The organism is Roseibium aggregatum, from assembly GCF_014692675.1.
Classification (GTDB): domain Bacteria; phylum Pseudomonadota; class Alphaproteobacteria; order Rhizobiales; family Stappiaceae; genus Roseibium; species Roseibium aggregatum_C.
This window is the reverse complement of record NZ_JABFCZ010000033.1, coordinates 1-23,565: the sequence shown is the minus strand read 5'-3', so window position 1 is coordinate 23,565 and position 23,565 is coordinate 1. Positions and strand designations below refer to the sequence as shown.

At 61.8% G+C, this 23,565-nt stretch carries 26 protein-coding genes; 11 read left to right on the top strand and 15 right to left on the bottom strand.

The features are described from left to right. Nucleotides 1–13 precede the first annotated feature (13 nt). On the top strand, nucleotides 14–667 hold the full coding sequence (locus HK439_RS27295) for a LuxR C-terminal-related transcriptional regulator (RefSeq protein ID WP_190293947.1): 654 nt from the start codon (nucleotides 14–16) through the stop codon (nucleotides 665–667). Between the two features lie 83 nt (nucleotides 668–750). On the opposite strand, the gene HK439_RS23580 is transcribed toward HK439_RS27295, so the two are convergent. Beyond that, nucleotides 751–1,161: a hypothetical protein gene (locus HK439_RS23580; protein ID WP_190293946.1), complete on the bottom strand. Its 411-nt coding sequence runs from the start codon at nucleotides 1,159–1,161 to the stop codon at nucleotides 751–753. 153 nt (nucleotides 1,162–1,314) lie between these two features. Then, entirely contained in the window at nucleotides 1,315–2,325 is a 1,011-nt protein-coding gene (locus HK439_RS23575; protein WP_268956961.1) for a diaminopropionate ammonia-lyase, read from the bottom strand. Nucleotides 2,326–2,531: 206 nt separating this feature from the next. On the opposite strand from HK439_RS23575, the gene HK439_RS23570 reads away from it, so the two are divergent. After that, nucleotides 2,532–3,728 carry a M20 aminoacylase family protein gene (locus tag HK439_RS23570; RefSeq protein WP_235988079.1) on the top strand — a complete coding sequence of 399 codons (1,197 nt, stop codon included), beginning with the start codon at nucleotides 2,532–2,534 and terminating at the stop codon, nucleotides 3,726–3,728. Between the two features lie 4 nt (nucleotides 3,729–3,732). Here the strand turns inward: HK439_RS23570 and HK439_RS23565 are convergent, their stop codons facing one another. Further along, complete coding sequence (locus tag HK439_RS23565; RefSeq protein ID WP_190293944.1) at nucleotides 3,733–4,194, bottom strand: Lrp/AsnC family transcriptional regulator; 462 nt, start codon at nucleotides 4,192–4,194, stop codon at nucleotides 3,733–3,735. Nucleotides 4,195–4,390: 196 nt separating this feature from the next. On the opposite strand from HK439_RS23565, the gene HK439_RS23560 reads away from it, so the two are divergent. Then, nucleotides 4,391–5,146: an Asp/Glu racemase gene (locus HK439_RS23560; protein WP_328804230.1), complete on the top strand. Its 756-nt coding sequence runs from the start codon at nucleotides 4,391–4,393 to the stop codon at nucleotides 5,144–5,146. 11 nt (nucleotides 5,147–5,157) lie between these two features. On the opposite strand, the gene HK439_RS23555 is transcribed toward HK439_RS23560, so the two are convergent. The 11 genes from HK439_RS23555 to HK439_RS23505 form a co-directional block, all read right to left on the bottom strand. Continuing rightward, nucleotides 5,158–6,633: a mannitol dehydrogenase family protein gene (locus tag HK439_RS23555; protein ID WP_190293943.1), complete on the bottom strand. Its 1,476-nt coding sequence runs from the start codon at nucleotides 6,631–6,633 to the stop codon at nucleotides 5,158–5,160. 98 nt (nucleotides 6,634–6,731) lie between these two features. Continuing rightward, nucleotides 6,732–7,505, bottom strand: coding sequence for an L-iditol 2-dehydrogenase (locus tag HK439_RS23550; RefSeq protein WP_190293942.1), 774 nt, complete (start codon nucleotides 7,503–7,505; stop codon nucleotides 6,732–6,734). Further along, complete coding sequence (locus tag HK439_RS23545) at nucleotides 7,505–8,503, bottom strand: ABC transporter ATP-binding protein (RefSeq protein ID WP_190293941.1); 999 nt, start codon at nucleotides 8,501–8,503, stop codon at nucleotides 7,505–7,507. Before HK439_RS23545 ends, HK439_RS23550 begins: the two co-directional genes overlap by 1 nt. A gap of 10 nt (nucleotides 8,504–8,513) precedes the next feature. Further along, entirely contained in the window at nucleotides 8,514–9,344 is an 831-nt protein-coding gene (locus HK439_RS23540; RefSeq protein WP_190293940.1) for a carbohydrate ABC transporter permease, read from the bottom strand. Between the two features lie 2 nt (nucleotides 9,345–9,346). Then, nucleotides 9,347–10,219, bottom strand: a complete 873-nt coding sequence (locus tag HK439_RS23535) for a carbohydrate ABC transporter permease (protein ID WP_190293939.1) — start codon at nucleotides 10,217–10,219, stop codon at nucleotides 9,347–9,349. Nucleotides 10,220–10,296: 77 nt separating this feature from the next. After that, nucleotides 10,297–11,610: an ABC transporter substrate-binding protein gene (locus HK439_RS23530; protein ID WP_190293938.1), complete on the bottom strand. Its 1,314-nt coding sequence runs from the start codon at nucleotides 11,608–11,610 to the stop codon at nucleotides 10,297–10,299. A 288-nt stretch (nucleotides 11,611–11,898) separates the two neighbouring features. Continuing rightward, nucleotides 11,899–12,855 carry a sugar-binding transcriptional regulator gene (locus tag HK439_RS23525; protein ID WP_190293937.1) on the bottom strand — a complete coding sequence of 319 codons (957 nt, stop codon included), beginning with the start codon at nucleotides 12,853–12,855 and terminating at the stop codon, nucleotides 11,899–11,901. An 18-nt stretch (nucleotides 12,856–12,873) separates the two neighbouring features. Then, nucleotides 12,874–13,551, bottom strand: a complete 678-nt coding sequence (locus tag HK439_RS23520) for an HAD family hydrolase (protein ID WP_209012029.1) — start codon at nucleotides 13,549–13,551, stop codon at nucleotides 12,874–12,876. 150 nt (nucleotides 13,552–13,701) lie between these two features. Then, complete coding sequence (locus HK439_RS23515) at nucleotides 13,702–14,364, bottom strand: FMN-dependent NADH-azoreductase (protein ID WP_190293936.1); 663 nt, start codon at nucleotides 14,362–14,364, stop codon at nucleotides 13,702–13,704. Next, nucleotides 14,361–14,825, bottom strand: a complete 465-nt coding sequence (locus tag HK439_RS23510; protein WP_190293935.1) for a GNAT family N-acetyltransferase — start codon at nucleotides 14,823–14,825, stop codon at nucleotides 14,361–14,363. The genes HK439_RS23515 and HK439_RS23510 overlap by 4 nt, the downstream gene beginning before the upstream one ends. After that, entirely contained in the window at nucleotides 14,825–15,301 is a 477-nt protein-coding gene (locus HK439_RS23505; RefSeq protein WP_190293934.1) for a carboxymuconolactone decarboxylase family protein, read from the bottom strand. The genes HK439_RS23510 and HK439_RS23505 overlap by 1 nt, the downstream gene beginning before the upstream one ends. A gap of 66 nt (nucleotides 15,302–15,367) precedes the next feature. Here HK439_RS23505 and HK439_RS23500 point away from each other — a divergent pair, with 66 nt between their 5' ends. After that, nucleotides 15,368–15,850 carry a MarR family winged helix-turn-helix transcriptional regulator gene (locus tag HK439_RS23500; protein WP_190293933.1) on the top strand — a complete coding sequence of 161 codons (483 nt, stop codon included), beginning with the start codon at nucleotides 15,368–15,370 and terminating at the stop codon, nucleotides 15,848–15,850. A gap of 39 nt (nucleotides 15,851–15,889) precedes the next feature. Here the strand turns inward: HK439_RS23500 and HK439_RS23495 are convergent, their stop codons facing one another. Beyond that, on the bottom strand, nucleotides 15,890–16,789 hold the full coding sequence (locus HK439_RS23495) for a LysR family transcriptional regulator (protein ID WP_190293932.1): 900 nt from the start codon (nucleotides 16,787–16,789) through the stop codon (nucleotides 15,890–15,892). Between the two features lie 120 nt (nucleotides 16,790–16,909). On the opposite strand from HK439_RS23495, the gene speB reads away from it, so the two are divergent. The 7 genes from speB to HK439_RS23460 all read left to right on the top strand — a co-directional run bounded on the left by speB (nucleotide 16,910) and on the right by HK439_RS23460 (nucleotide 23,475). Further along, nucleotides 16,910–17,863, top strand: coding sequence for an agmatinase (speB, locus tag HK439_RS23490; protein WP_190293931.1), 954 nt, complete (start codon nucleotides 16,910–16,912; stop codon nucleotides 17,861–17,863). A gap of 63 nt (nucleotides 17,864–17,926) precedes the next feature. Then, complete coding sequence (locus HK439_RS23485) at nucleotides 17,927–19,009, top strand: ABC transporter substrate-binding protein (protein ID WP_190293930.1); 1,083 nt, start codon at nucleotides 17,927–17,929, stop codon at nucleotides 19,007–19,009. A 37-nt stretch (nucleotides 19,010–19,046) separates the two neighbouring features. Further along, the gene (locus tag HK439_RS23480) at nucleotides 19,047–19,910 is read left to right on the top strand and encodes an ABC transporter permease (RefSeq protein ID WP_190293929.1); all 864 of its coding nucleotides are present in this window, start codon (nucleotides 19,047–19,049) and stop codon (nucleotides 19,908–19,910) included. A 2-nt stretch (nucleotides 19,911–19,912) separates the two neighbouring features. Then, the gene (locus tag HK439_RS23475; protein ID WP_190293928.1) at nucleotides 19,913–20,704 is read left to right on the top strand and encodes an ABC transporter permease; all 792 of its coding nucleotides are present in this window, start codon (nucleotides 19,913–19,915) and stop codon (nucleotides 20,702–20,704) included. Next, nucleotides 20,701–21,783: an ABC transporter ATP-binding protein gene (locus HK439_RS23470; RefSeq protein WP_190293927.1), complete on the top strand. Its 1,083-nt coding sequence runs from the start codon at nucleotides 20,701–20,703 to the stop codon at nucleotides 21,781–21,783. Before HK439_RS23475 ends, HK439_RS23470 begins: the two co-directional genes overlap by 4 nt. Nucleotides 21,784–21,791: 8 nt before the next feature. After that, entirely contained in the window at nucleotides 21,792–22,520 is a 729-nt protein-coding gene (locus HK439_RS23465; protein ID WP_190293926.1) for an MBL fold metallo-hydrolase, read from the top strand. Between the two features lie 316 nt (nucleotides 22,521–22,836). Beyond that, on the top strand, nucleotides 22,837–23,475 hold the full coding sequence (locus HK439_RS23460; RefSeq protein ID WP_190293925.1) for a hypothetical protein: 639 nt from the start codon (nucleotides 22,837–22,839) through the stop codon (nucleotides 23,473–23,475). The last annotated feature ends 90 nt before the right edge of the window (nucleotides 23,476–23,565 follow it).

Sequence of the window (23,565 nt, the reverse complement as noted above, 5' to 3'; positions counted from 1 at the left end):
TGGATCGTGAGCCGTGAACGAACAAAGATACAATGCAATTATTGCCGACGATCATGCAATTGTACGCGCAGGGCTCAAGGATGCACTGGAAAAGCCGGGCCTGATCGAACCGGAAGGAATCAAGGTGCTTGCGGAAGCCGGCGACGGCCTCAGCGCGATTGCCGAAATCAGGAAGCACCGACCCAGCCTCTTGCTGCTCGATGTGTCCATGCCCATGGCCGGCGGGGTCGAGGTACTGGTCGAGGCAAGGCGCTGGTCGAAGGAAACGAAGGTGGTTGTGCTGACCGGCATCTCGGCGGTCGGTCTTGTCTCCGATCTCATCGAAGCCGGTGTCGACGGGCTTTTCTCCAAAGCCTCCGACAACACGGAATTCTATCGGAAACTGCCCGGCATCCTGCGCGGCCAGCGGCATATCTCGGAGTACTTCCTGAAGATCCTGGAGGAAACGCCGCGCCCGCCGGTCCTGACCGACCGGGAGCGGCAGACGCTGAACATGATCCTGGCCGGGCGCTCCAACAAGGAAATCGCCGAGGGGCTCGGAATCAGCATCAAGACGGTCGACAAGCACCGCACCAGCCTGATGCAGAAACTGAACGTTCATTCCGTTCCCCAGCTCATGGCGCGCGCCCTCAAGGAAGGCATGATCGATCCGTCCAAGGAACTCTGATCCTTCTTTCTGATAGGTCGTGACTGATTTACGGAAAACGGCGCACCGGGGGAACGGTGCGCCGTTTTCCGTCGAATGTGCGCTTAGCGGAAGACGATGCGGTAGCTCTGGCCGCGCGAACAGATGGACGTGCCGGAGTCCGCGTACCAGTACTTGGAATGGTCCCACTTGCCGTTGGACTTCAGCTTGCGGAACTGGACCCGGACATAGGTCTTGGCGTTGTTCACGCCTTCCAGGTTGCGGGTCACGCTGAAGGAGCCGCCGTTGCGGATCACCCGGTTCGGGGTGTTCTCAGAACGCCAGCGATTGGAACCGAAATCGCGGTAGTCGAGGTCGAAAAGCTGGATCGGTCCGCCGGTGTTGTTCTGCACCGTGATGTGGACCTTCTTGCAGATGTCGAAGCCGGCGGAAGCCTGGCCCGTCAGGGACAGGGAAGCGGCGCCTGCGACGGCAAGCATGGCGGCGGCGGTTGCGGTTTTTGCAAAGAATTTCATGGGTCTGTTCCTTTCCTGTGTGCTCTCTCGGAGCGGGCGTCATCGGTTTGTCGATGACGGAAAGGTGCCAGACCGGTCGGGCACGCTGTATGGGGCGAACGCCCCAATCGCATCCAGATATCCTTGCAGTAGTGGCATTTGGCTGACCGCAGGTCAGACCTGCTCCGGTCCCTCGGTCGCGATCAGAAGGCAGCGGGCATCCGGACCGGGCTGCATGTTTTTCAACGCGGCAAGCGGCGCCGCTCCGCTGGGCGTGGTGGAAATGCCCTGGGCTGCGTAGAGGCGGGCTGCTTGTTCGGCTTCCGCGTCCGAAACGGTCACGAACATGTCCGCGTCCCGGCGCAGGGCGTCGAAGGCGATCAGGGACGCATCCTTGCAGTCGAGGCGGCCCATGTTCGATGCGGGACCGTCGGCCCGGGTCAGCTTCCCGGCCTCGACGCTTTTCAGGAGGCAGGGGGCTGCCTCCGGTTCGACGACGACGATTTTCGGCTGGACCGCCCAATGGTCGCGAATATGTGCGGCAACGGCACCGGCCAGACCACCGACCCCGGCCTGCAGAAAGACATGGGTCGGCCAGGTGCCGGTTTTTTCGAACTCCTGTCGGCATTCCTCGGCCAGAACCGTATAGCCTTCCATGATCAGTGCCGGGCGTTCGGTGTAGCCCTCCCAGGAGCCGTCGGCCAGGAGCAGCCAGCCGTTTTTCTCCGCCGAGTCGATCGCGTATTGGACGCTGTCCTCGTAGGAGCCGTTGACGCGGATGATGTAGCTTCCGGTGTTTCGTATTCTTTCGGCGAAGCCCTCAGGCACACTGCTGCTGAGCACGATAAACCCGCGGGCGCCGAAGATGCGGGCTCCGGCGGCTACCGACAGTCCGTGATTGCCGGCACTGGCGGTGATGAATGTCATCTCGCCCGCGACCTTGCGCGCCTGTGCGCTCGTCAGATCCGTGGTGCCGCAGGCATCTTCCAGCATCTGGGCGATCGCGAAGACACCGCCAAGGGCCTTGAAGCTGCCGAGGCGCATGCGCTGCGTCTCGTCCTTGACGGTGAGCGCGCCAACTCCGAATTCCTCCGCCAGCGCAGGCAATTGCCGGAGCGGCGTTACCTGGTAGGCGGGGCACTGCCGTAGCATCGCCATCGGACGGTCCGGTTCGGACCGGAACATGCGGAGGGCGGGGGCGGTATCTGTTCGTGCGTTTTCGAGTTTCATAGGTAGCACGATAGGGCAGGTGTTAGATGCCAAGACATCAAATTTCCTAGGTAGATGAAAAAATATCGCAACTTTGATGGCTTTTGCTATCTGTTCAATTCAGTTGAAGACGGCAAACTGGCGAAGCTGTCATTCGCACAAACGGCAAGGCACGTTTATTCATGGGATCTGGAGTTGAACCGGCGCCGTCCGGCAAGAGCGGTCTTGCAGACGACCTGTGCTCCCGGATGCGGGACTGGCGCCAGGACCTTCATCAGCACCCCGAGCTGGGCTTTACCGAAAAGCGCACAGCGCGGCTTGTCGCCGACGAGTTGCGGGCCGCCGGGGTCGAGGTTCACGAAGGCATCGGCGGGACGGGCGTCGTCGGGGTTCTCCGGCGCGGCATCGGTAATCGGGGGATCGGCATTCGGGCGGATATGGATGCCTTGCCGATCACAGAGCAGAATGAATTCGCCTATCGGTCCGTCGAGCCCGGCAAGATGCACGCCTGCGGTCATGACGGCCACACCACGATGCTTCTGGGGGCGGCGGCGCACTTGGCCGCACATGGAAATTTCAACGGGACCGCCGTCTTCATTTTTCAGCCGGACGAGGAAAACGGGCGCGGCGCGCGCGCCATGATCGACGACGGTCTGTTCGACCGCTTCCCCGTGGACGCTGTCTACGGGCTCCACAATCTGCCGGGTCTGGAAGCCGGCCGGATTGCTGTCCGGTCCGGACCGGTCATGGCGTGCGAGGACACGTTCCGGATCGATATCACCGGCAAGGGAACCCATGCGGCCATGCCCCACAAGGGCATCGATCCGATCGTTGCCGGCGCGCAGGTCGTCATGGCCTTGCAGACGATCGTGTCGCGGCAGCTGAATCCGCTCGACGACGCGGTGGTGTCGGTGACCGATTTTGCGACCAACGGCGCCCGCAATGTCATTCCGGGCGAGGTGACGATCACCGGGGATGCACGCTCCTTCACCCCCGAGGTCAGCCGCATGATCGAGGCGACCATGAAGCGCATCGTTGCCGGTCTTTGCGACGCCGGCGGCTGCTTGTCCAAGGTCAGCTACAATCGGGAATTCACCTCCACGATCAACACCGCGCGCGAGGCGGAGATCGTGGCGGGTGTGGCCGCCGATGTCGCCGGTGCCGCGAGCGTCGATGCAGAGTGCGCGCCGCTGATGGCGTCCGACGACTTCGGCGCCATGCTGGAACACAGGCCCGGAGCCTATTTCTTTCTCGGCAATGGAACTAACGGGTCCCATGGCCGCGCGCTGCACAACCCGGCTTACGATTTCAACGATGATATCCTGGCACGGGGAGCCGAAGTCTGGGTGCGGCTGGTGGAAACACAGCTTTCCGCCTGAAGGCTCAGCCCAGGGGGATATTCATCCCGACCTTGGTCCGGTCCATGACCACGGATGTGCGGAACCGCTTCACGTTGGAATCCTCGAAGAACAGCCGGTGGGTCAGCTGTTCGTAGTCCTCCATGTCCTTTGCCAGGACGATGAGGGCGAAATCCGCCTCGCCGGTGATGTAGTAGCACTGCTGCACCTGCGGCTCGCCCTTCGCCTTTCTCCGGAAGGCGTCGATCTGGTCGATCCGCTCGCGCTCCAGCTCCACCATGACGAGGAAGGTCATCGTGTAGCCGACCGCCTTGGGCGAGATCAGCGCCTCCTCGGCGAGGATCACGCCTTCGGCCTTCAGGTTTCGGATGCGCCTTTGGACAGTGGCAACGGAAAGCCCGGTTTCGGCCGCAATGGTCTCGAGACGTTCGCGTGCGTTGTTCTGCAGCAGCCGGAGGATCGTCAGGTCGGAAGCGGACATTTCCATGATGATATTATCCGGTCATTTCTCCGGGCAATTTTGTTTTTGTTTTTCAAATGCCGGAATTCAAACGGGTTTTGAGATCAATTTTCCCTGCTAATCTTAGTGCAAGTACCAAGGGGATGAAAAGCTCAAGCGCCAATGGGACACTCTCCGGCGTCTTTCTGTCCGGGCCGGCGGACCATGGAAAGGATCGGTTGCCGTGGTGCGAATTCCTTATGACGTCGAGAAACGCGACGAGCCGCGTCTGGGGCTGGTCGTCCTGCAGTCGGACGAGACGATCGAGAACGATTTCCGTCGGCTTCTCCCGTCCGAGGCGACCTTGCATGTGTCCCGCGTGCCGAGCGGCGAGGAAGTCACGGCAAGTACCCTGTCGGAAATGGAGCATCATATCGGGCAAAGTGCCGGCCTGCTGCCGCGGCCGGCGCGGTTCGATGCGGTCGGTTACGGCTGCACGTCGGGAACCTCGGTTATCGGGGTGAAGAAGATCGCCGACCTCGTTCATGGCGGAGCCAACACGCGAGCCGTCACGGAACCCGTGTCGGCGCTTATTGCAGCCTGCGGGCACCTGGGCATCAGCCGGCTGGCGTTCCTGTCGCCTTATGTGGCGGAAGTGTCTTCGCGGATGCGCAACGTTCTGGCCGAAAACGGTATCGAAACGCCCGCTTTCGGCTCATTCGAAACTGCCGAGGAGGCGGTTGTCGCGCGGATTACCGGAGCCTCGGCGGCAAAGGCGGCGCAGGACCTCGCCCTGGGCTCCGCCGTGGAAGCCGTCTTCGTTTCCTGCACCAACCTGCGCACGCTGGACGTCATCCCGGACATCGAGGCCCGAACCGGAAAGCCGGTCCTGTCGAGCAATCAGGTGCTGGCCTGGCACATGTGCCGGCTGTGCGGCCTGGAAACCAGGGCGAACGGCGTCGGGACGTTGTTCTCTGCCCGCGGCCGCGCCGTGGCCTAAACGTCCATCGATCAGGCGACTTTTTCCAGGAACCGCTGCAGGACCGCGCGCGTGCCGTCTTTCCAGACCGTTTCCAATTGCCGGGAAAAGGCGGATCTGAACCTTTCGTCCCGGCCGAGATCTCCGAACACCTCCCCGATTTCAAGGAAGACGGCAGGATCGTCACGGGCCGCCAGTGCCGCGGACTGAAGGAGTTCCCGGCGTTCGTCCTCCAGCGGGATATCGTTCGCGACAACCGCGGTTTCGGCGCAATAGCGGCACCAGAAGGCCACTTCCAGCGCCAGGCCCTCGATGGACCGGCCGGAGCGAAGGGCGTCGGCGATGGTCGGCAGGATGAATTTCGGCTGGCGGTTCGACCCGTCCAGGCACAGGCGGGCGACGGTGTCGCCGACGGCCGGATTGGCGAACCGCTCCGCGCAGGTTTGCAGATAGGTCTCAAAAGAGATACCCGGGATCTTCGGCACCACCGGGATGACCTCGCTGCGGATCAGCCGATCCAGCCAGCCGGCGATTTCGGGATCGGCCATGGCCTCGTGGACATAGGTATGGCCGAGCAGTGCCGACGGATAGGCAATGGCCGCATGGCCGCCGTTCAGGATGCGCAGCTTCATCAGTTCGTAAGGCGCCACATCGGCAACGAATTCGACGCCGACTTCCTCCAGGCGCGGCCGCCCGGTCGGGAAGCGGTCTTCCATCACCCATTGGCGGAACGGTTCGCAGGCGACGGGGGCGGCATCCTCGATGCCGAACTTATTCCGGACCAGAGTGCGTTCCCGGTCGGAGGTCGCCGGCGTGATGCAGTCGACCATGCTGTTGGGGAAGGCAACATCCGCCTCGATCCAGCCGGCGAGATCCGGCGCCATGAGCCGGGCAAGGCCGACCAGTGCCTGTCGGGCCACGTAGCCGTTTTCGGGGAGGTTGTCGCACGATAGCACAGTGAAAGGGGCAATACCGTTGTCCTTGCGCAGTCCAAGGGCGGCAATCAGGATGCCGAAGACCGTCTGCGGATCGCCCGGGTTTTCCGCATCATGGGCGATATCCGGATGCGTGCCGTCGAAGCCGCCGGTCTTGGCGTCGACGTAATAACCACCTTCGGTGATGGTCAGCGACACGATCCGGATCTCCGGCCTTATCAGGGTCGCGATCAGGCTGGTCGGGTCGGTTTCCGTGAAGTCGATCATCGCGCCGGTGATGCGGGCATTCAGTCCGCCCGGGTCCAGTTCGACAACGGTCGTGAGCCAGTCCTGGGGCGCCAGACGGTCGCGCATGGCCGCATCATAGGGTTTGATGCCGGCGCCGATCAGGGCCCAGTCATGGTCCAGCCCCTTGTTGAACAGCCGGTCGAGATAGACCGCCTGATGGGCCCGGTGAAAGTTGCCGACACCGATGTGCACGATGCCCGGAGTGAGATCTTCACGAGCATAGGCCGGCTTTTCGACCTTCGCGTCGATTTCCGGCAGGGTGGACAGAGACAAGTTCCTTGCCACGTTCGCCTCTTATGTCTTGGTCCATGCCCCGGCAGCGGTTTGCCGTCGGGACATGGACAGGGAATGCGGGGCCGGAGGGAGGGCCGGACACCCGCTTGTCAACTCATCCAGTTGCCGCCGTCGACGTTGTAGGTCTGGGCGACGATGTAATCGCTTTCCGGGCCGGCCAGGAAAACCGCCATGCCGGTCAGGTCTTCCGCGGTTCCCATGCGCCCAAAGGGCACGGCCTCGCCGACGAGACGTTTCTTCTCGCCGGGTGCTCGGTGTTCGTATTTCGCAAACAGTGCGTCGACGCCGTCCCAATGTTCGCCGTCGACGACGCCGGGCGCGATCGCGTTCACGTTGATGCCGTGTTTGATCAGGTCGAGGCCAGCGGACTGGGTCAGGCTGATGACGGCGGCCTTGGTGGCGCAGTAGACGGCAACCAGGGGCTCGCCGCGGCGTCCGGCCTGGCTCGCCATGTTGATGATCTTGCCGCCCCTGCCGCGCGCGATCATGGTCTTGGCGACCGCCTGCAATGTGAACAGGCAGCCGGCCAGGTTGATCGAAAACAGCCGGTCGTAGCTGTCACGGGTGATCTCGACGATGGGGGCAAGGTCGAACAGGGCGGCATTGTTGATCAGAATGTCGATGCCGCCGAAGTCGCGGACGGTGGCGGCAACCGCGTCGTCGATGGAGGCCTGGCTGGTGACATCCAGCGCACAGGCATGGGCCTTGGGCCCGATATCCGCCGCGGTCTGCTTCGCCCGGCCCAGATCGATATCAGCAATGACGACGGTGGCGCCTTCACGCACGTAAGCTTCCGCGAAAGCCCTGCCGATGCCGCGCGCGGCGCCGGTGATGAGGGCCGTCTTGTCCGCCAGACGCTGCATCAGATCGTCTTTCCGCTCGCATCGAAGCGGTGCAGGTGCTCTGCGTCCGGAGAGATATAGACCGTATCGCCGTGATGGATGCCGGCTTCGCCCTGTGTGCGAACCGTCAGCGGGTCCATGCCGTTGACGTTGACATAAAGGAATGTGTCGGAACCCAGGTGCTCGGCAACAGCGACCTTGCCCTGCCATGCGCCTTCGGTCGTCGACAGGGCCAGGTGCTCGGGGCGGATACCGATGGTGTGGGCGCCGTGCTTGCCTGCTTCCGCGCCGGAGATGAAGTTCATCTTGGGCGAACCGATGAAGCCGGCGACGAACCTGTTCGCCGGCGACCGGTAGAGGTCCAGCGGCGATCCGACCTGTTCGATCCGGCCCGCATGCAACACGACGATCTTGTCGGCCATGGTCATGGCCTCCACCTGGTCGTGGGTCACGTAGATCATGGTGGTCGCAAGCGACTGGTGCAGTTCGGAGATTTCCAGGCGCATGTTGACCCGGAGTGCGGCGTCCAGGTTCGACAGGGGTTCGTCGAACAGGAAGGCGGCCGGTTCGCGCACGATGGCCCGGCCGATGGCGACGCGCTGGCGCTGGCCGCCCGAAAGCTGGCCCGGACGGCGGTCCAGATAGTCGGTCAGGTTCAGGATCTTTGCCGCGGAGGTGACCCGCCGTTCCTGTTCGGCCGCATCCATCTTCGCCATCTTCAGCGGGAAGGCGATGTTCTTGCGCACCGACATGTGCGGATAAAGCGCATAGGACTGGAACACCATGGCGAGACCACGCCTGGCCGGCGGGACCTCGGTGGCGTCGCGGCCGTCGATCTCGATCACGCCCGAGGTGACGTCCTCAAGCCCTGCGATCAGGCGCAGGAGCGTGGACTTGCCGCAGCCGGAGGGGCCGACGAAGACGACGAATTCCCCGTCTTCGATCTCCAGATCCAGCGATGGAATCACCATGGCCTCGCCAAAGGCCTTGGTGACGTTCTTGAGTGAAATCTTTCCCATCGTTCGGCTCCTACTTCACAGCGCCAAAGGTCAGGCCGCGCACCAGCTGTTTCTGGCTGAACCAGCCGAGAACAAGGATCGGAGCGATGGCGAGGGTCGAGGCGGCTGAGAGTTTTGCGTAGAACAGGCCTTCCGGGCTGGAATAGCTGGCGATGAAGGCCGTGAGTGGCGCCGCCTTGGCCGCTGTCAGGTTGAGGGTCCAGAAGGCCTCGTTCCAGGCGAGGATGATGTTGAGCAGAAGGGTCGAGGCAATGCCTGGCACCGCCATGGGGGTGAGCACGTGGACCACTTCCTCCCACAGGCCGGCGCCGTCCATGCGGGCCGCCTCCAGGATCTCGCCCGGGATTTCCTTGAAGTAGGTGAACAGCATCCAGACGATGATCGGCAGGTTGATCAGGGTCAGGACGATCACCAGTCCGAGCCGGGTGTCCAGAAGGCCGCTGTCCCGGAACAGAAGGTAGATCGGGATCAGAACGCCGACCGGCGGCAGCATCTTCGTGGACAGCATCCACATCAGCACGTCCTTCGTCCGCTTGCCGGGCACGAAGGCCATCGACCAGGCGGCGGGGATGGCGATTGCCAGTCCGAGCAGGGTCGAGCCCACGGAGATAATCACCGAGTTCATGAAGTGCAGGAAGTAGTTCGACCTGGAATTTACCTCGGCATAGTTCTCCAGCGTCCAGTCGAAGAACAGGAACTTCGGAGGCGAAGCGATCGCCTCGGCCTCGGTCTTGAAGCTGGTCAGGATTGTCCAGAGAATCGGAAAGAAGATCGCGATGCCGACGGCCCAGGCGACAATCGTCACCAGGGTCTTGCGCCGGTTTGAAACACGCCGTGCCATGCTCAGGCCTCCAGGTTCTTGCCGATCATCCGCATCAGGAAGACAGCAACGATGTTGGCCAGGATGACGGCAACGATGCCGCCGGCGGAACCGCCGCCCACGTCGAACTGAAGGAGCGACTGGGCGTAGACGAGGTAGGTGATGTTGGTGGACGCATAGCCCGGGCCGCCGTTGGTGGTGACCAGGATCTCGGCGAAGACCGACAGCAGGAAAATGGTCTGGATCAGGACCACGACCGTGATGGCGCGGGCCATGTGCGGCAGGACGATATAGATGAACCGGTTGCCGAAATTGGCGCCGTCCATCTCCGATGCTTCCAGTTGCTCCTGGTCGAGTGACTGCAGGGCGGTCAGCAGGATCAGGGTGGCGAACGGGAGCCACTGCCAGGCGACGATCAGGATGATCGATGCGAGCGGGGCATGGGCGAGGAAGTCGAACGGCTCAAGCCCAATCGCCTTGGCCAGATGGGCGAACAGGCCGTTGACCGGGTTCATGAACATGTTCTTCCACACCAGCGCGGAAACCGTCGGCATGACGAAGAACGGGGCAATGACAAGGATCCGGACGATGCCCTGGCCCCAGAACGGCTGATCGAGCAGCAGAGCGAGTGCGGTTCCGCCGACGATGGTGATGACGAGCACGCCGCCGACCAGCAGAAGGGTGTTGGCAAGTGCTGCGAAAAACGCGGGATCGGTCAGGAAGAACCTGTAGTTGGTGAAGCCGATGAACTCTTCCATTCCCGGCATCAGCAGGTTGTAGCTGAGGAACGAGAAATAGATGGTCATGGAGAGCGGAACGATCATCCAGCCAAGCAGTAATAGCACGGCAGGTGAGATCATGAACCGCGCCGCAACGCGGGAATGAGCGGTTGCCATTGGTTCAGCCAATCGAAAAAGATGCGTGAAAAGAACGGGCCGGCTCCGGCTGGAACCGGCCCGAGTTTAGGCATCGCTTATTTGATGTAACCGGCCTTCATCATGGTGCGCTCGGTTATCATCTGTGCGTTCTTCAGCGCCTGGTCCGCGGTCACGGTGCCCGCGAGGGCGGCTGAGAACTGCTGGCCGACGGCCGTGCCGATCCCCTGGAATTCAGGAATGGCGACGAACTGGACGCCGACGTAAGGGACTTCGTCCACGGTCGGGTGCTGCGGGTCGGCCGCATTGATGCTTTCCAGCGTCATCTTGGCGAAAGGCGCAGCCTCCTGGTATTTCGGGTTCTCGTAGAGCGAGGTGCGGGTTCCGGGAGGAACGTTCGCCCAGCCTTCCTTGTCGGCGACCAGTTTAAGGTAGTCCTTGGAGGTCGCCCAGGCGATGAACTTCTTGGCGGCATCCACTTTCTGAGAGCCGGCAGGGATGCCCAGGCTCCAGGCCCACAGCCAGTTGCCGCGCTTGCCGAGCCCCTTGTCCGGCGCCAGGGCGAAGCCGACCTTGTCGGCAACCGTGGAATCCTTCGGGTTGGTCACGAAGGATGCGGCCACCGTGGCGTCGATCCACATGCCGCACTTGCCGGTCTGGAACAGGGACAGGTTCTCGTTGAAGCCGTTGTTGGAGGCGCCTGGAGGACCGTAGTTGTTCATCAGGTCGAGGTAGTCGGTGAGCGTCGCCTTCCAGGCCTCGCTGTCGAACTGGGGCTTCCAGTCCATGTCGAACCAGCGGGCGCCGTAGGAATTGGACATGGCGGTCAGGAACGCCATGTTCTCGCCCCAGCCGGCCTTGCCGCGCAGGCAGATGCCGTAGACCTCGTTGTTCTTGTCGGTCATGGCTGCCGCAGCCTGTTTGATGAAGTCCCAGGTCGGCGCGTCCGGCATTTCCAGGTTGGCCTTCTTCATCAGGTCGGTGCGGTACATGACCATGGAGCTTTCGCCGTAGAACGGGGCCGCATAGAGCTTGCCGTCGACGGTCAGGCCGCCGCGGATCGCCGGCAGCAGGTCATCGATATCGTAGGAAGCGGGCAGGTCATTCAGGTCGACCAGCCAGCCCTGCTTGGCCCAAATCGGAACCTCGTAGGTGCCGATGGTCATGATGTCGTACTGGCCGCCGTTGGTGGCGATATCCGTGGTCACGCGCTGGCGCAGGACGTTTTCCTCAAGCGTCACCCATTCCAGTTCGATGTCCGGGTTCTTCGCGGTGAAATCGTCCGTCAGCTTCTGCATGCGGATCATGTCGCCGTTGTTGACGGTCGCGATGGTGAGTTTTTCGGCGAGCGCGGGCGAAACAGCCAGCGTCAATGCGGTCGCCCCCAAGAGGGCGCGTACGAAAACGGTCATGATTTCCTCCCAAAGCTCATGAGTGAGCATTTGCTAATACAACGGGCAAATTCTCACAAATGTGCGCCGTTACGTCAAGATGGTCCCGACGCAAGCTGGCGGACTTTCGTTGTTGCGGCGCAAAATTCTGTTTTATTTCTGAGGGTTAGTGAACAGGAAAATTGGCTGTCCACCGAAGCGACCGTCTCGGATGCCGGTTTTCCCGCACAAACTGGAAGGTGCCGGGAGCGGTGTCTTTGCAATCTAACCGACGTATCGGGTCGTTTTCACAACCGATTTCGGGCGTGTTCAGCCCGCCAGCAGGCTTTCGGCCGTCGCTTCGTTGGTGATCAGGCCGCTTAGGAGGCGGCCGCGCAGGGCGCCGCCGATGGCCCCGACCTTCCCTTCGCCGGCGGCGATGCCGATCACGGTCCGGGAGGTAGCCGGTTCCAGAGGCGCGCTGGCCACCCGGCTGTTGGTCAGCCCTTCGATGAGCTGGCCGTTGCGGTCATAGACCCAGCTGGTGATTTCGCCGACCGCACCGGCGGCGGTGAGATCGTTCAGCTCGGAAAGATTGATAAAACCGTCGACGTAAAGCGGCGCGGTTTCGTCCATGTTGCCGACGCCGACGAAGGTCACATCGGCCTTAGCGGAGAGTTCCAGGATGTTGTGCACCGGTTCCAGGCCGTGGAGCAGGGTGCGTTCTTCCGTCGAGCGGGCAAAGACCGGGAGCGGCATCGGGTAATGGGTCGCGTTGACCCGGTCCGCCATGCGGATGATGACGTTATAGGCGGAAGCCGAGCCGTCGAAGTTCATGTTGCCGAGCAGGGAGACGATCTTGTGCTGCGGGCAGTCCATCAGCGGCAATTGTTCGACCGAAGCCCGGAGCGTCCGACCGGTGCCGAAGGCGATGATCTTCGGATCGGGGCATTTGAGATGCCGCTCCATTTCCGCCGCCGCCGCCTGGGCCAGACCGACAATGGAATAGGGGTCGGCAGGGTCGCTCGGGACGATCTCGCACATTTCCAGCCCGAAATGCTCCTTCATGCGGGCGGCGAGTTCCATGCAACGGGCGATCGGATGGTCGAGGCGGACCTTGATCAGCCGTTCGCTGACGGCAAGCGAGACGAGACGCTGTGCGGACTGGCGGGAGACGCCCAGCTTGCGGGCGATTTCGTCCTGGGTGTTGCCGGCCACGTAATACAGCCAGCCCGCGCGGGCCGCGTCATCCAGGCGCGTAGCGTCGATGTCCGTCTTGGCTGCCATACTCGGTTCCGTCAGCGATCAGCGTTTTTTCAATTGAGGGGCCATATCAAAAAAAGACGGCCAAGTGTCAAAAAACGGAACCGGGGGTGTCAATGCCTGGCCGAGAATGTCGGTCTGATCCAGGTGGCTGCCGCCGACGAAATGCCAGACCTTCATGCCGGCGGCGCTGGCCGCCTCGATGCCCGGGCCGCTATCCTCGATGACAAGACAGGCCTCGGGCCGGGCGCCGCTGGTGGCGGCCGCGTGGAGGAAAAGATCGGGCGCCGGCTTGCCGCGTTCGACCTGGGAGGCGGTGAAGACCGCGTCGCCGAAATACCGGTCAAGCCCGGTCAGGTGCAGCGAGCGGGACGCCCGCTCCGGGCTGCTGCTGGTGGCGACGCAGGCGCGGACGGCGAGATCGTCGAGAATGTCGAAGATGCCCTCGACCGGCTTCAGATCGGTCTCGAAGGCTGCCAGCAGTTTGCGCCGGTAATCGGCCTCGAACGTCTCCGGCAGGTTCACATTGAAGGTGGTTCGAATGTTTGCAGCGACTTTCGGAAAGCTCCGCCCCAGGAAGTTCGCCTTGAAATAGGGAAAGTCGGTTTCCACACCGAATTCCTCGAGTGCTGCCATCAGGGTCCTGGCGCTGATGATCTCACTGTCGATCAGAACGCCGTCGCAGTCGAAGATCACGAGGTCTATATCGCCGGTTTCCACGGGAGCGGCAGCATCCATTATCGGTGAGAAATCGGGCATGGGTCTCGACAATCAGGGTTGCGAAGCGGGGCAGGGCCGTTCCCGGCGGCGGGAAATCTACAGAGGTTCCGTGTCACCGCCAAGACAGCTTGATTGCTTTGAGGTCTGATCTCAAGTTGCGGCTGACGCCTTTGCCGCAAGGGCCTGCCGGTCAAGCCGGTCCCTGACATGAGCGGCGATGCCGTCGATCCGCGCCATGGCCGCCGTCTCTGCCCGGTCGACCGCATCCGGCCCCCGGCGCAGGCTGTCCAGGCAGATCGTGCTCAGATCTCTCAGGCCGATGGTGGCGAGGACATAGCGCAGGTAAGGGGTCAGGAAATCGGTCTGGGCCGGCGGTGCCTCACCGACGGGGCCGCCGCTTGCCATGACGAGCACGACCGGGCGATCCGCCAGCAATCCGACCTTGCCGGCCGGCGTTCCGCGAAATGTCCGGTTCGGGCGCACCACCAGGTCGATCCATGCCTTGAAGGTGGCGGGCACGGTGAAATTGTGCATGGGGCTGTCGATGACCAGCGCGTCGGCGGCTTCCAGCTCCGCGATCAGGGATTCGGAGATTTCCAGATCCCGTCTGTGTCGCTTCGTGCGTTGATCATCCGGACAAAGGCTGGCTTCGGCAAAGCGTCCATCCGGCCAGGGCGGCGGCGTCTGTGCCAGATCCCGCCGTGTCACTTCCAACCCGGTTTCCGCGCACAGGCGGTCGACCAACATCTGGCCGATTTTCCGGCTGTGGGAGAGCGCTTCGCGGGGACTGGCGCTGATGTGGAGCAGGGTCATCGGGCCGTTCCCGCTTCGGTTGTGAGGGAGACATGGAAACGCAGGGCACGGGCGAGCAATCCCTCGCGGTAGTAGAACCGGTGCCCGAGCGCATTGGTAAGCGGCGTGTCGAGGATCAGTTTTTCCAGACCGAGCGCGCGGCCTTCCTCCTTCAGGCGATCCATCAGAATATGGCCGAAGCCGCTGCCCCGCGCGGCCTCGTCAGTGACGAGATCGTCGACGTAGAGATGGACGCCGTGGACCAGGTTTTCCTGGACGCGGAAGCCTGCGAGTGCGACGGGAGTCTGGTTCTGCCACAGGGCGATCAACCGGTAGCCAGCCGCGGTTTGTCTGCGCCAGCGGTCGACGAATTCTCCTTCAGTGGCAAGATGGGGCCGAAGCTGTCGCATCAGTTCAAAGCAGCGGATCACGTCTGATTCCTCGTCCGCATAGCGCAGGTCGAGCGTTTCGGCGGCCGCCATCAGACGGCGACCTTTGCGGGAACCAGCGGCGTGAAACGGAACGGGCCCGCGATCCGGTTCCACGTGTTGATGGTGCCGATGGCGATGGTCAGGAGTTCGGCTTCCTCTTCTGAGAAGTGTTCGCGCAGAGCCGACCATGCGGCATCGGAAACGCCGGTGCCGTCCAGCCGTGTCAGGGCTTCAGCCCAGGCCAGCGCGGCGGCTTCCCGTTCGGAAAAGACGCCGGCGTCGTGCCACGTCGCCAGGAGATCGAGCTTCGCCCGGTCGATGCCGAGCTTGCGGGCGATGTTCAGGTGCAATTGAAGACAGAAGGCGCAGCCGTTGATCTGGGAAACCCGCAGCTTGACCAGTTCCGCCAGCGCCTTGTCGAGGCCGCCCTCGGTGGCGCTGTTTCCAAGGGCGACCAGCGCCGCATAGGCGGCAGGTTGCCGGTTCTTGAAGGTCTCATAGCCGATACGCGCATCACCTGAAGACATGACTGGTCCTTTCCGTCTAACCGGTTTAATATCAGAGTTCGAACAATATATAAGAGCTCTGATATTATGCGCAAGGACAAATCGGACGGGCAGACCGGCGTGCCGGAGGCGGGGGAAGGCAAACGCGGCGAAGAGGGCTATCTCGGCTATCTGCTGCGCCAGGCCGCCAATGCCTCCCATAACCGGGTGGCCCATGTGCTTGCCGATCTCGACATGACGCCGCCTCAGTTTTCCGTCCTGACCATGATTGCCGCCTATCCGGGCATTTCCAACGCGGATATCGCCCGCCTGGCGCTGCTGACGCCACAGACGGTCAGCGTGATCATCGCCAATCTGGAAAAGGGCGGATCGATCTCGCGCCGGCCCCACGCGGTCCACGGCCGGATCAAGCAACTCGACCTGACCGAGCACGGCCGGAAACTGCTGAGTGAAGCGCGAGAGCGGGTGCACACGGTCGAGCAGGAATTGCTTGGGTGTGTGCCGGAAAAGGACGTTCCCGCTGTCCGGCGCTGGCTGGCAGCTGTTGCGAAAACGATGGCGGAATCCTGACCGCTCCGGAGGGAGCCGAGGGCAGAACTCGCTGCCGAACTACGCCGCCAGATCGTGCGCGCCGGTGAAATCGCGGATGAAGGTGCGCAGGGTTTCCGTGCGCCGGTAGCCCTTGCGCAGGATCAGGCTGAAGGTGCAGGTGTAGGTGATTTCCTCCGGCAGGATGGCGATGAGTTCGCCGGCCTCGACCCACCTTTGGGCAAGATGTTCCGGCAGGAAACCGAGATAGTGTCCTGAGCGGATCAGCATCAGTTGCGGTTCGATCTGGTGAACCGTCGCCTCGACCGGACCCAGCAAAAGCCGGCGTTCATCGGCGGCGCGCCAGTAGCCCCGGCGGATGAAGCGGTGTTTGCGCAGTTGCTCGGTCGTGATCGGGTTACTGTCTTCGACCAGCGGATGGCTGCTCGCGGCATAGAGATAATGCTGTTCGTCATAAAGCGGGATCGCTTCCAGGCCCGAGATCAGGTGCGGGAAGCTGCCGATGCCGCAATGGTAGACGCCGTCATAGACCTTCTGCTGCAGTTCCTGCGGCCGGTCCTGCATCAGGGTCAGGGAGACGGAGCCTTCCCGCTTGCCGAAGGCGGCGATCGCCTCGGAGATCCGGGAGTTTGGATCCGTCACCATGCTGTCGACCAGTCCGATCCGCAATTCGCCTGTCAGGGTGCCGCGCAGCGCGCCGATTTCCGCGTCGAAATCGCCGATCGCCTTGAACAGGCGCCGGGCGGAATCCAGCACGAGCTGTCCCTTTTCCGTCAGGCGGAAGCCGGTTCGGCCGCGCTGGCATAGCTTGACGCCGAGCCGTTCCTCCAGGGCGGTCATGTGATTGGAGATGGTCGAGGCGCTGATGTTGAGTTCGGCTTCGGCGGCCGAGAAGGCGCCGTGACGGGCGACCGCCTCGAACACCTGGAGAAGACGAAGGTCACTGCCCGAGAATCTCATGACTTCACTTTGAGTATTACAAAACTGGAGTTTGATAATTGCTCATTTTATCCATGTTTGCCACCGGCTAGGCTGCATATTCGATTGGCGTGATTAATTTGCAGTCAGATTGAGGGTGGGATGACATTCAATCAGCCGCTTGGCGGCAACGACATGCCGCGTTTCGCCGGCCCGTCAACCATGATGCGGCTGCCGGCGCGGGAAACGGCGGAAGGCCTGGATGCCTGTTTCATCGGGGTGCCGCTCGATATCGGCACCTCCAACCGCTCCGGCACCCGCCAGGGACCGCGTCATATCCGCATGGAATCGTGCATGCTGCGGCCCTACAACATGGGCACCGGGGCCGCACCCTTCGACAGCCTGCAGGTCGCCGACGTCGGCGATGTGGCGCTCAACACCTTCGACCTGAAGAAGTCGGTCGAGATCATCGAACAGGCCTTCAGCGACATTGTCGTGCATGACTGCAAGCCGCTGGCGCTCGGCGGCGATCACACGATGACCTATCCGATCCTGCGCGCCATGGCGAAGAAGCACGGGCCGGTGGCGCTCATTCACGTCGATGCCCATGCGGATATCAACGACGACATGTTCGGCGAGAAGATCGCCCACGGCACGCCGTTCCGCCGCGCGCTTGAGGACGGCTGCCTCCAGGCCGACAAGGTGTTCCAGATCGGCCTGCGCGGCACCGGCTATTCGCCGGAGGACTTCAACTGGTCGCGCAAGCAGGGCTTCACCGTCGTTCCGGCGGAAGACTGCTGGCACAAGTCGCTGGTGCCGCTGATGGCGGAAGTCCGGGAAAAGATCGGCGATCATCCGGTCTATCTCTCCTACGACATCGACAGCCTGGATCCGGCGTTTGCGCCCGGAACCGGAACCGTGGAGATCGGCGGCCTGACTATCTGGCAGGCGCTGGAAATCATCCGCGGTTGCCGGGGGCTCAACGTGGTCGGCGGCGATCTGGTGGAAGTGTCGCCGCCCTACGATCCGTCCGGTAACACTGCGCTGGTCGGCGCGAATCTTCTCTACGAAATGCTCTGCATTCTGCCCGGCGTCCGCTATTCCGCGGATGACTAGGGACCTGTCCTTTTGGGGCCAACAACAAACAAAGATCACCTTTCAGCCAGAGATGGAGCAGTCATGACAAAACAGGTCAGAAAAACGAAACTGAAGAACGCCGTCCTCGGCGTGCTTCTGTCCTCCGTGGTGCTGGCGCCGCTGTCGGCGCAGGCGACGGAAGAACTCAATGCGCTCGTTTGGTGCGATCACACCGACCCGGCGCTGATCGAGCCGTTCGAGAAGAAGTTCGACGTCAAGGTCAACCTCAAGGAATACGAAGGCACCGGCGCGGCCCTTGCCATCGTCGAACAGTCGCAGCCGGGCGACTGGGACGTGTTCGTGATCGACGGGGTCGACGTGCCGCGCGCGATCGATGCCGATCTGCTGGCGCCGCTGCCGGCGGACGCCCTGCCCATGGACGATATCTTCCCGGCCCTGCGCATGGAAGCCAACCACGTGCGCGACGGCAAGACCTACGCCGTTTCGGAGAAGTTCGGCTACAACACGATCTCCTTCAACAAGGCGAAGGTCGATCCGGTCGACATGGAGGACATGACCGTCCTGTGGTCATCGGACAAGTACAAGGGCAAGATTGCCGTTTACGACTACTATCTCCCGGTCATGGGCATGGTCGCGGTCGGCCTCGGCAAGAAGACGGCGGACCTCTCCGGCGCCGATCTTCCCGAAATCAAGGACACGCTGTTCAAGATCAAGGACAACGCCAAGCTCGTCGGCGAAGTGGTCGCCAGCCAGACCGCGCTCGCGACCGGCGAAGTGGATATCCTGGTCGGCGGCGGCGAATGGGTGACCGCGGGCCTGAGCGCCGACAATCCGGACCTGGACTGGATCCTGCCGAAGCAGGGCGGCATGCGCTGGTCCCAGTCGATCGGTGTCTTCAAGGACAGCAAGCGCAAGGAACTGGCGACCGAGTTCGTCAAGTACATCCTGTCGCCGGAAGGCCAGGCAAAGCTGGCGACCTCGTCCTGCTACTGGGCGATGCCGGCAAATTCCAAGGCCGAGGCCCAGCTGACCGACCAGCAGAAGACCGCACTGCGCTGGTCCGACCAGGAAAGCTACATCGCCAATTCGCAGCTTTATCCGGCGCCCGACGCCAAGCTGGACGCGGAAATGCAGGACGTCTGGACGGAATTCCTGCAACACTGATCCTTCACCGGATCGAAACTTGAACGGAGACGCGATTATGGCGGCGACATGGAAGCGCAAGCGGATCGACCTGGGGCCCTGGGCCTTCGTCGCTCCCGCCCTTCTTTGGACTGCCGCCTTTTTCGTGGCTCCGTTCATCGTCATGGCGGTGGTCAGCCTCTGGGAGCGGGTCGGAACCGACCTCATCGCCAGCTGGACCTTTGCCAATTACCTGAAATTCTTCGAGCGCGGGCACTTCCTGCAGGCGATGGTGAATTCGCTGGAGGTCACCGCTATCGTGACCGTGACCTCCATCGTGCTCGCCTATCCGTTTGCCTGGATCATCGCCGAAAAGGTACCGGCCCGGTGGCAGCGGCTGGCGCTGGTGCTCGCCATCCTGCCGTTCTGGACCTCCTACGTGGTGCGCTCCTATTCCTGGCTCCTGGTGCTTGCCAACAACGGCATCATCAACCAGGCGCTGCTCGGCATCGGACTTGTCGACGAACCGCTCGATCTCGCCAACAGCCGCACGGCGACGGTGATCGGCTTTGTCCATTTCTTTGTCATGCTGTTGACGCTGACGATCTACGCCAACCTGGTGCAGCTTTCGCCGAATTACCGCAAGGCCGCCGCGGATCTGGGCGCGGGGCCGCTCAGGACCTTCTGGCATGTGGTGCTGCCGCTGACGCTGCCGGGCATCATGGTCGGCGCCTTCCTGACGTTCGTCCTGTGCATCGGCGACTACATCACGCCCCAGGTGCTCGGCGGCAACAACGAGCTGCTGATGCCGCAGGTGATCATGCTGCAGATCGGCCGGCGGGCGGACTTCCCGACCGCCTCGGCGCTGGCAATCTTGCTGATGATAGTGGTGACCATCGCCTATCTCGGCTTCGCCCGCTGGATCCGTCTGGAAAGGGCCTGAGCATGATACGCAAACCCTGGCGCCAGCTGCCCTCCGTTCTCTACGCGCTGGCGATCTACGGCTTCATTTTCCTGCCGGTCGTCGTGCTGGTCTTGTTTTCCTTCCAGGACGGCCGGTTTCCGATCCCGCCGCTGAAGGGGTTGAGCCTGCGCTGGTACGAGGCGGTGTGGAATGACGGGCGGCTGATGGAAGCGCTGGCGAATTCCATTGCGGTCGCCGTCGGTTCGTCGCTCACCGCCGTTCTGCTCGGCTTCCTGTCGGCCTATGGCCTGGCGCGGTTCAAACTGCCGGCGAAGGGGTTGCAGCGGGCGCTTCTCACCGCGCCGCTCACGGTCAGCTACCTGATCATCGGCATGGGCCTGCTGATCACCTTCAACGCAGTCGGCATCCCGAAGTCGCTCGTTGCCGCCGGTATCGGCCATGTGGTGATCAACATGCCGCTCTGCTTTGCCATCATCTACAGCCAGATGGGCGATCATCAGGCCAATATCGAGCGCGCCGCCCGGGACCTGGGCGCCAGGGAGTGGCAGGTGATCACGCTGGTGACGGCGCCGATGCTCTGGCCCGCACTCTTTGCCAGTTTCTTCCTGTCGATGACGTTTTCCTGGGACGAGTTCATCATCTCGTTCCTGCTGACGCGCTTCGACGTCACCCTGCCGGTGGAAATCTGGAGCCTGCTGCGCTCGGGCCTCAATCCGAAGACCAACGCGGTCGGTAGCGTCGTCTTCGGTATTTCCGTCGTTCTCGTCATTGTTCTCGAACTGGTCGTTTTCCGGAAAGGGAGGCGTTCTTGACCGATCTTGCCGTCGACGTGCGCAACGTCACGCATCGCTACGACAGCTTCACCGCGCTCGACGGCGTGTCGCTGACGGTTCCGGCCGGCGCCTATACCGTGTTCCTCGGCCCCTCCGGCTCGGGCAAGACGACGCTGCTTTCCGTCATCGGCGGCTTTCTGGTGCCGCAATCCGGTGAGGTGCTGATCAACAGTCAGGACATGACGGATGTCGCGCCCGCAAAACGTCCGACGACGACCGTGTTCCAGGACTATGCCCTGTTTCCGCACATGACCATCGGCGCGAATGTGGGCTTCGGCCTGCGCATGCGCGGCATTGGCTCGAAGGAGCGCAGCAATCGCGCGCACCGGATGCTGGAACTGGTCGGGCTCGGCGGGGCTGAGGACAAGAAACCCCATGAGCTTTCCGGCGGCCAGCGCCAGCGCGTCGCGCTCGCCCGGGCGTTGGCCGTCGAACCCTCCGTTCTTCTGCTCGACGAACCGCTCGGAGCGCTGGACCTGAAGCTGCGCCGGCAGATGCAGGCCGAACTGAAGGCGATCCAGCGGGAAGTGGGAACCTCCTTCATCCACGTGACCCATGACCAGGAAGAGGCCATGGCCATCGGCGACACCGTCGTTGTGATGAGCCAAGGCCGGATCGAGGACATGGGCACGCCGGAACGGGTCTACCTGCAACCGGCGACACTGTTTACCGCGGGCTTCATGGGGCAGAGTTCTTTCCTGAAAGGCAAGGTGCTGGAGAAAAAGGGCAGCGTGATCGACGTCGATACCCCGTGCGGTCAGCTCAGGCTTTCCGCCCCGGAGAAGCGGTTCGAGGCGGGCGAGGCGGTCGTGCTGTCGATCCGGCCGGAACATTTCGTGGTGGACCGCGCAGGCGATGATATCCTGCCGCTCGGGTCCGCGACCGTGGAGGACCTGACCTTTGCCGGTGCCCATCATCTGGCGGTTTTGAAGCATGCCGCCAATGACGATTTCCGGCCCGTCGCCCAGATGCCGCAGAGTGGAGGAGCGCTGGTGGGATCGACCGTCACGCTCGGAGTGCGGCGGGGCGATGTGGTGGTCCTGAAAGATCAAGGGTGAGGGCGGACATGGAACGCGCCACGGCGGATATCTGGTACGAGACCCGCAAGGTCGGCGACGACGTCACCTATATCTGCGAGCCCTTCATCCAGGAGTTCTACCGCTGCAACATCTGGCACGTGCGCGGGCGGGACAAGGACATGCTGGTCGACAGCGGCATGGGCGTGGTCAGCCTGCGCGAACAGGTGCCGATCGTGACCGAGAGGCCGCTCGAGGCGGTTGCAAGCCACACCCATTTCGACCACATCGGCTGCCATCACGAGGTCGAGCACCGTACTGTGCACGCGCACGAGGCGGAACTTCTGGCGGAACCGACCCGGGAGAATACGCTGGCCGATCCTTACGTGACCGACGAGATCTTCACCCGGCTGCCGCCGCTGCCCTACAGCTCCACCGAATACGCGGTGAAGAAGGCGCCGGCCACGCGTATCGTCGAGGACGGCGATGTCGTCGATCTCGGCGACCGGCATTTCACGGTGATCCATACGCCCGGTCATTCACCGGGTGGCATCGCGCTCTATGAAAAGGCGACCGGGATTCTGTTTTCCGGAGACATCATCTATGACGGGCCGCTGATCGAGGACACCTATCACTCGGACATAGGCGATTATATCGCCAGCATGACCCGGCTCCTCGATCTGCCGGTGCGGCTGGTGCACGGCGGCCATTTCCCGAGCTTTTCCGGTGAGCGTTACCAGAATCTCATTCGCGACTGGCTGACAGCCCACGACGTTTGAAAGCGGATTAGCTCGCCGGCCCTGCCTACTTATCGGCAAAAGACCTGATTAAGGAGAGAGGGCGACTGAAGAGGTGCTGTTTTCTCCTACTGGTCTCGCCGATTACTGGAAAAACCAATCCCCATTTCACCGGTTATTGGGCAAGCGGCGAGGTGCGACATTCTCATCAATATTGTGAAGAAAATAGGTGCTAATAGGCGCTTGGAATTATCTTCATTCTAAATATTCAGGTTGTTGTGATATATAGATAATAACTTGCGATTTAGATGGTGTTGTATCTCTGCTTATGTCATTGCAGTCAATATTACAGAATGTGATGCACTTCGATACCTTCCAGCCTAAGGAGTGGATGGGCGGGTATCAAGAACATTTTAGAATTCTTAATGAAGCAGTATGTTGTCATACTGGGTTAAAAACCCGTTTGAGAGTTCCGAATACATCTGATGCGCTTGATTTAATTCGATTTTCCGTTTTCATGAATGATTTAACGCAGCTTTCTTATGCCTCTACTGAGGTCATGGCCATGTCTATGTTGGCTTCAGAAGAAGGCTTCGATAAATTTATGAAGGAAAATGAAATATCATTTTATGCTGATAATGTCGAAGATCTACCAATTCAGAACGGAGTGCTGAAGGCCGTCCCAGTATTTATAATTCCGGATGATGATGAGACAAAAATGTTATTTGAAACGATTGAGCCACTAGTCCAAAGCGGTCGCCTTATTCCGGAGCCGAGTAGAGGGTTAATTGCAATGACCAAGGATGCTCCGGAGGGTAAGCCTAGGCATTGGGAGATTATTAACGTTGATGAAAATAGTCCTTTTGATCGATGGTCGTTAAATCGAACGCAAGTGACTAATAATTCGTTTCCAATGATGGCGGGTGATGCAGTCTCTTCGCGAGAAAAAAATATTTTTGAAACGTATGGCCCGCCCCGTCTGCAAGGGGTAATTTGAAGATTGCTCTGTTCAGTCTGCGTCAACGTATCCGGTCTCGGGGTCGAGCCCCGGCCAAGATGGAGATCCGCGCAGTCTGGTCCTCATAAT

Coding starts and splice junctions, on each gene's coding strand:
- HK439_RS23580 (WP_190293946.1), bottom strand. CDS start 1,161: ATGAAATTCTTTGCAAAAACCGCAACCGCCGCCGCCATGCTTGCCGTC.
- HK439_RS23575 (WP_268956961.1), bottom strand. CDS start 2,325: ATGTTCCGGTCCGAACCGGACCGTCCGATGGCGATGCTACGGCAGTGC.
- HK439_RS23570 (WP_235988079.1), top strand. CDS start 2,532: ATGGGATCTGGAGTTGAACCGGCGCCGTCCGGCAAGAGCGGTCTTGCA.
- HK439_RS23565 (WP_190293944.1), bottom strand. CDS start 4,194: ATGGAAATGTCCGCTTCCGACCTGACGATCCTCCGGCTGCTGCAGAAC.
- HK439_RS23550 (WP_190293942.1), bottom strand. CDS start 7,505: ATGCAGCGTCTGGCGGACAAGACGGCCCTCATCACCGGCGCCGCGCGC.
- HK439_RS23545 (WP_190293941.1), bottom strand. CDS start 8,503: ATGGGAAAGATTTCACTCAAGAACGTCACCAAGGCCTTTGGCGAGGCC.
- HK439_RS23540 (WP_190293940.1), bottom strand. CDS start 9,344: ATGGCACGGCGTGTTTCAAACCGGCGCAAGACCCTGGTGACGATTGTC.
- HK439_RS23535 (WP_190293939.1), bottom strand. CDS start 10,219: ATGGCAACCGCTCATTCCCGCGTTGCGGCGCGGTTCATGATCTCACCT.
- HK439_RS23530 (WP_190293938.1), bottom strand. CDS start 11,610: ATGACCGTTTTCGTACGCGCCCTCTTGGGGGCGACCGCATTGACGCTG.
- HK439_RS23525 (WP_190293937.1), bottom strand. CDS start 12,855: ATGGCAGCCAAGACGGACATCGACGCTACGCGCCTGGATGACGCGGCC.
- HK439_RS23515 (WP_190293936.1), bottom strand. CDS start 14,364: ATGACCCTGCTCCACATCAGCGCCAGTCCCCGCGAAGCGCTCTCCCAC.
- HK439_RS23510 (WP_190293935.1), bottom strand. CDS start 14,825: ATGGCGGCCGCCGAAACGCTCGACCTGCGCTATGCGGACGAGGAATCA.
- HK439_RS23505 (WP_190293934.1), bottom strand. CDS start 15,301: ATGTCTTCAGGTGATGCGCGTATCGGCTATGAGACCTTCAAGAACCGG.
- HK439_RS23500 (WP_190293933.1), top strand. CDS start 15,368: ATGCGCAAGGACAAATCGGACGGGCAGACCGGCGTGCCGGAGGCGGGG.
- HK439_RS23495 (WP_190293932.1), bottom strand. CDS start 16,789: ATGAGATTCTCGGGCAGTGACCTTCGTCTTCTCCAGGTGTTCGAGGCG.
- speB (WP_190293931.1), top strand. CDS start 16,910: ATGACATTCAATCAGCCGCTTGGCGGCAACGACATGCCGCGTTTCGCC.
- HK439_RS23485 (WP_190293930.1), top strand. CDS start 17,927: ATGACAAAACAGGTCAGAAAAACGAAACTGAAGAACGCCGTCCTCGGC.
- HK439_RS23480 (WP_190293929.1), top strand. CDS start 19,047: ATGGCGGCGACATGGAAGCGCAAGCGGATCGACCTGGGGCCCTGGGCC.
- HK439_RS23475 (WP_190293928.1), top strand. CDS start 19,913: ATGATACGCAAACCCTGGCGCCAGCTGCCCTCCGTTCTCTACGCGCTG.
- HK439_RS23465 (WP_190293926.1), top strand. CDS start 21,792: ATGGAACGCGCCACGGCGGATATCTGGTACGAGACCCGCAAGGTCGGC.
- HK439_RS23460 (WP_190293925.1), top strand. CDS start 22,837: ATGCACTTCGATACCTTCCAGCCTAAGGAGTGGATGGGCGGGTATCAA.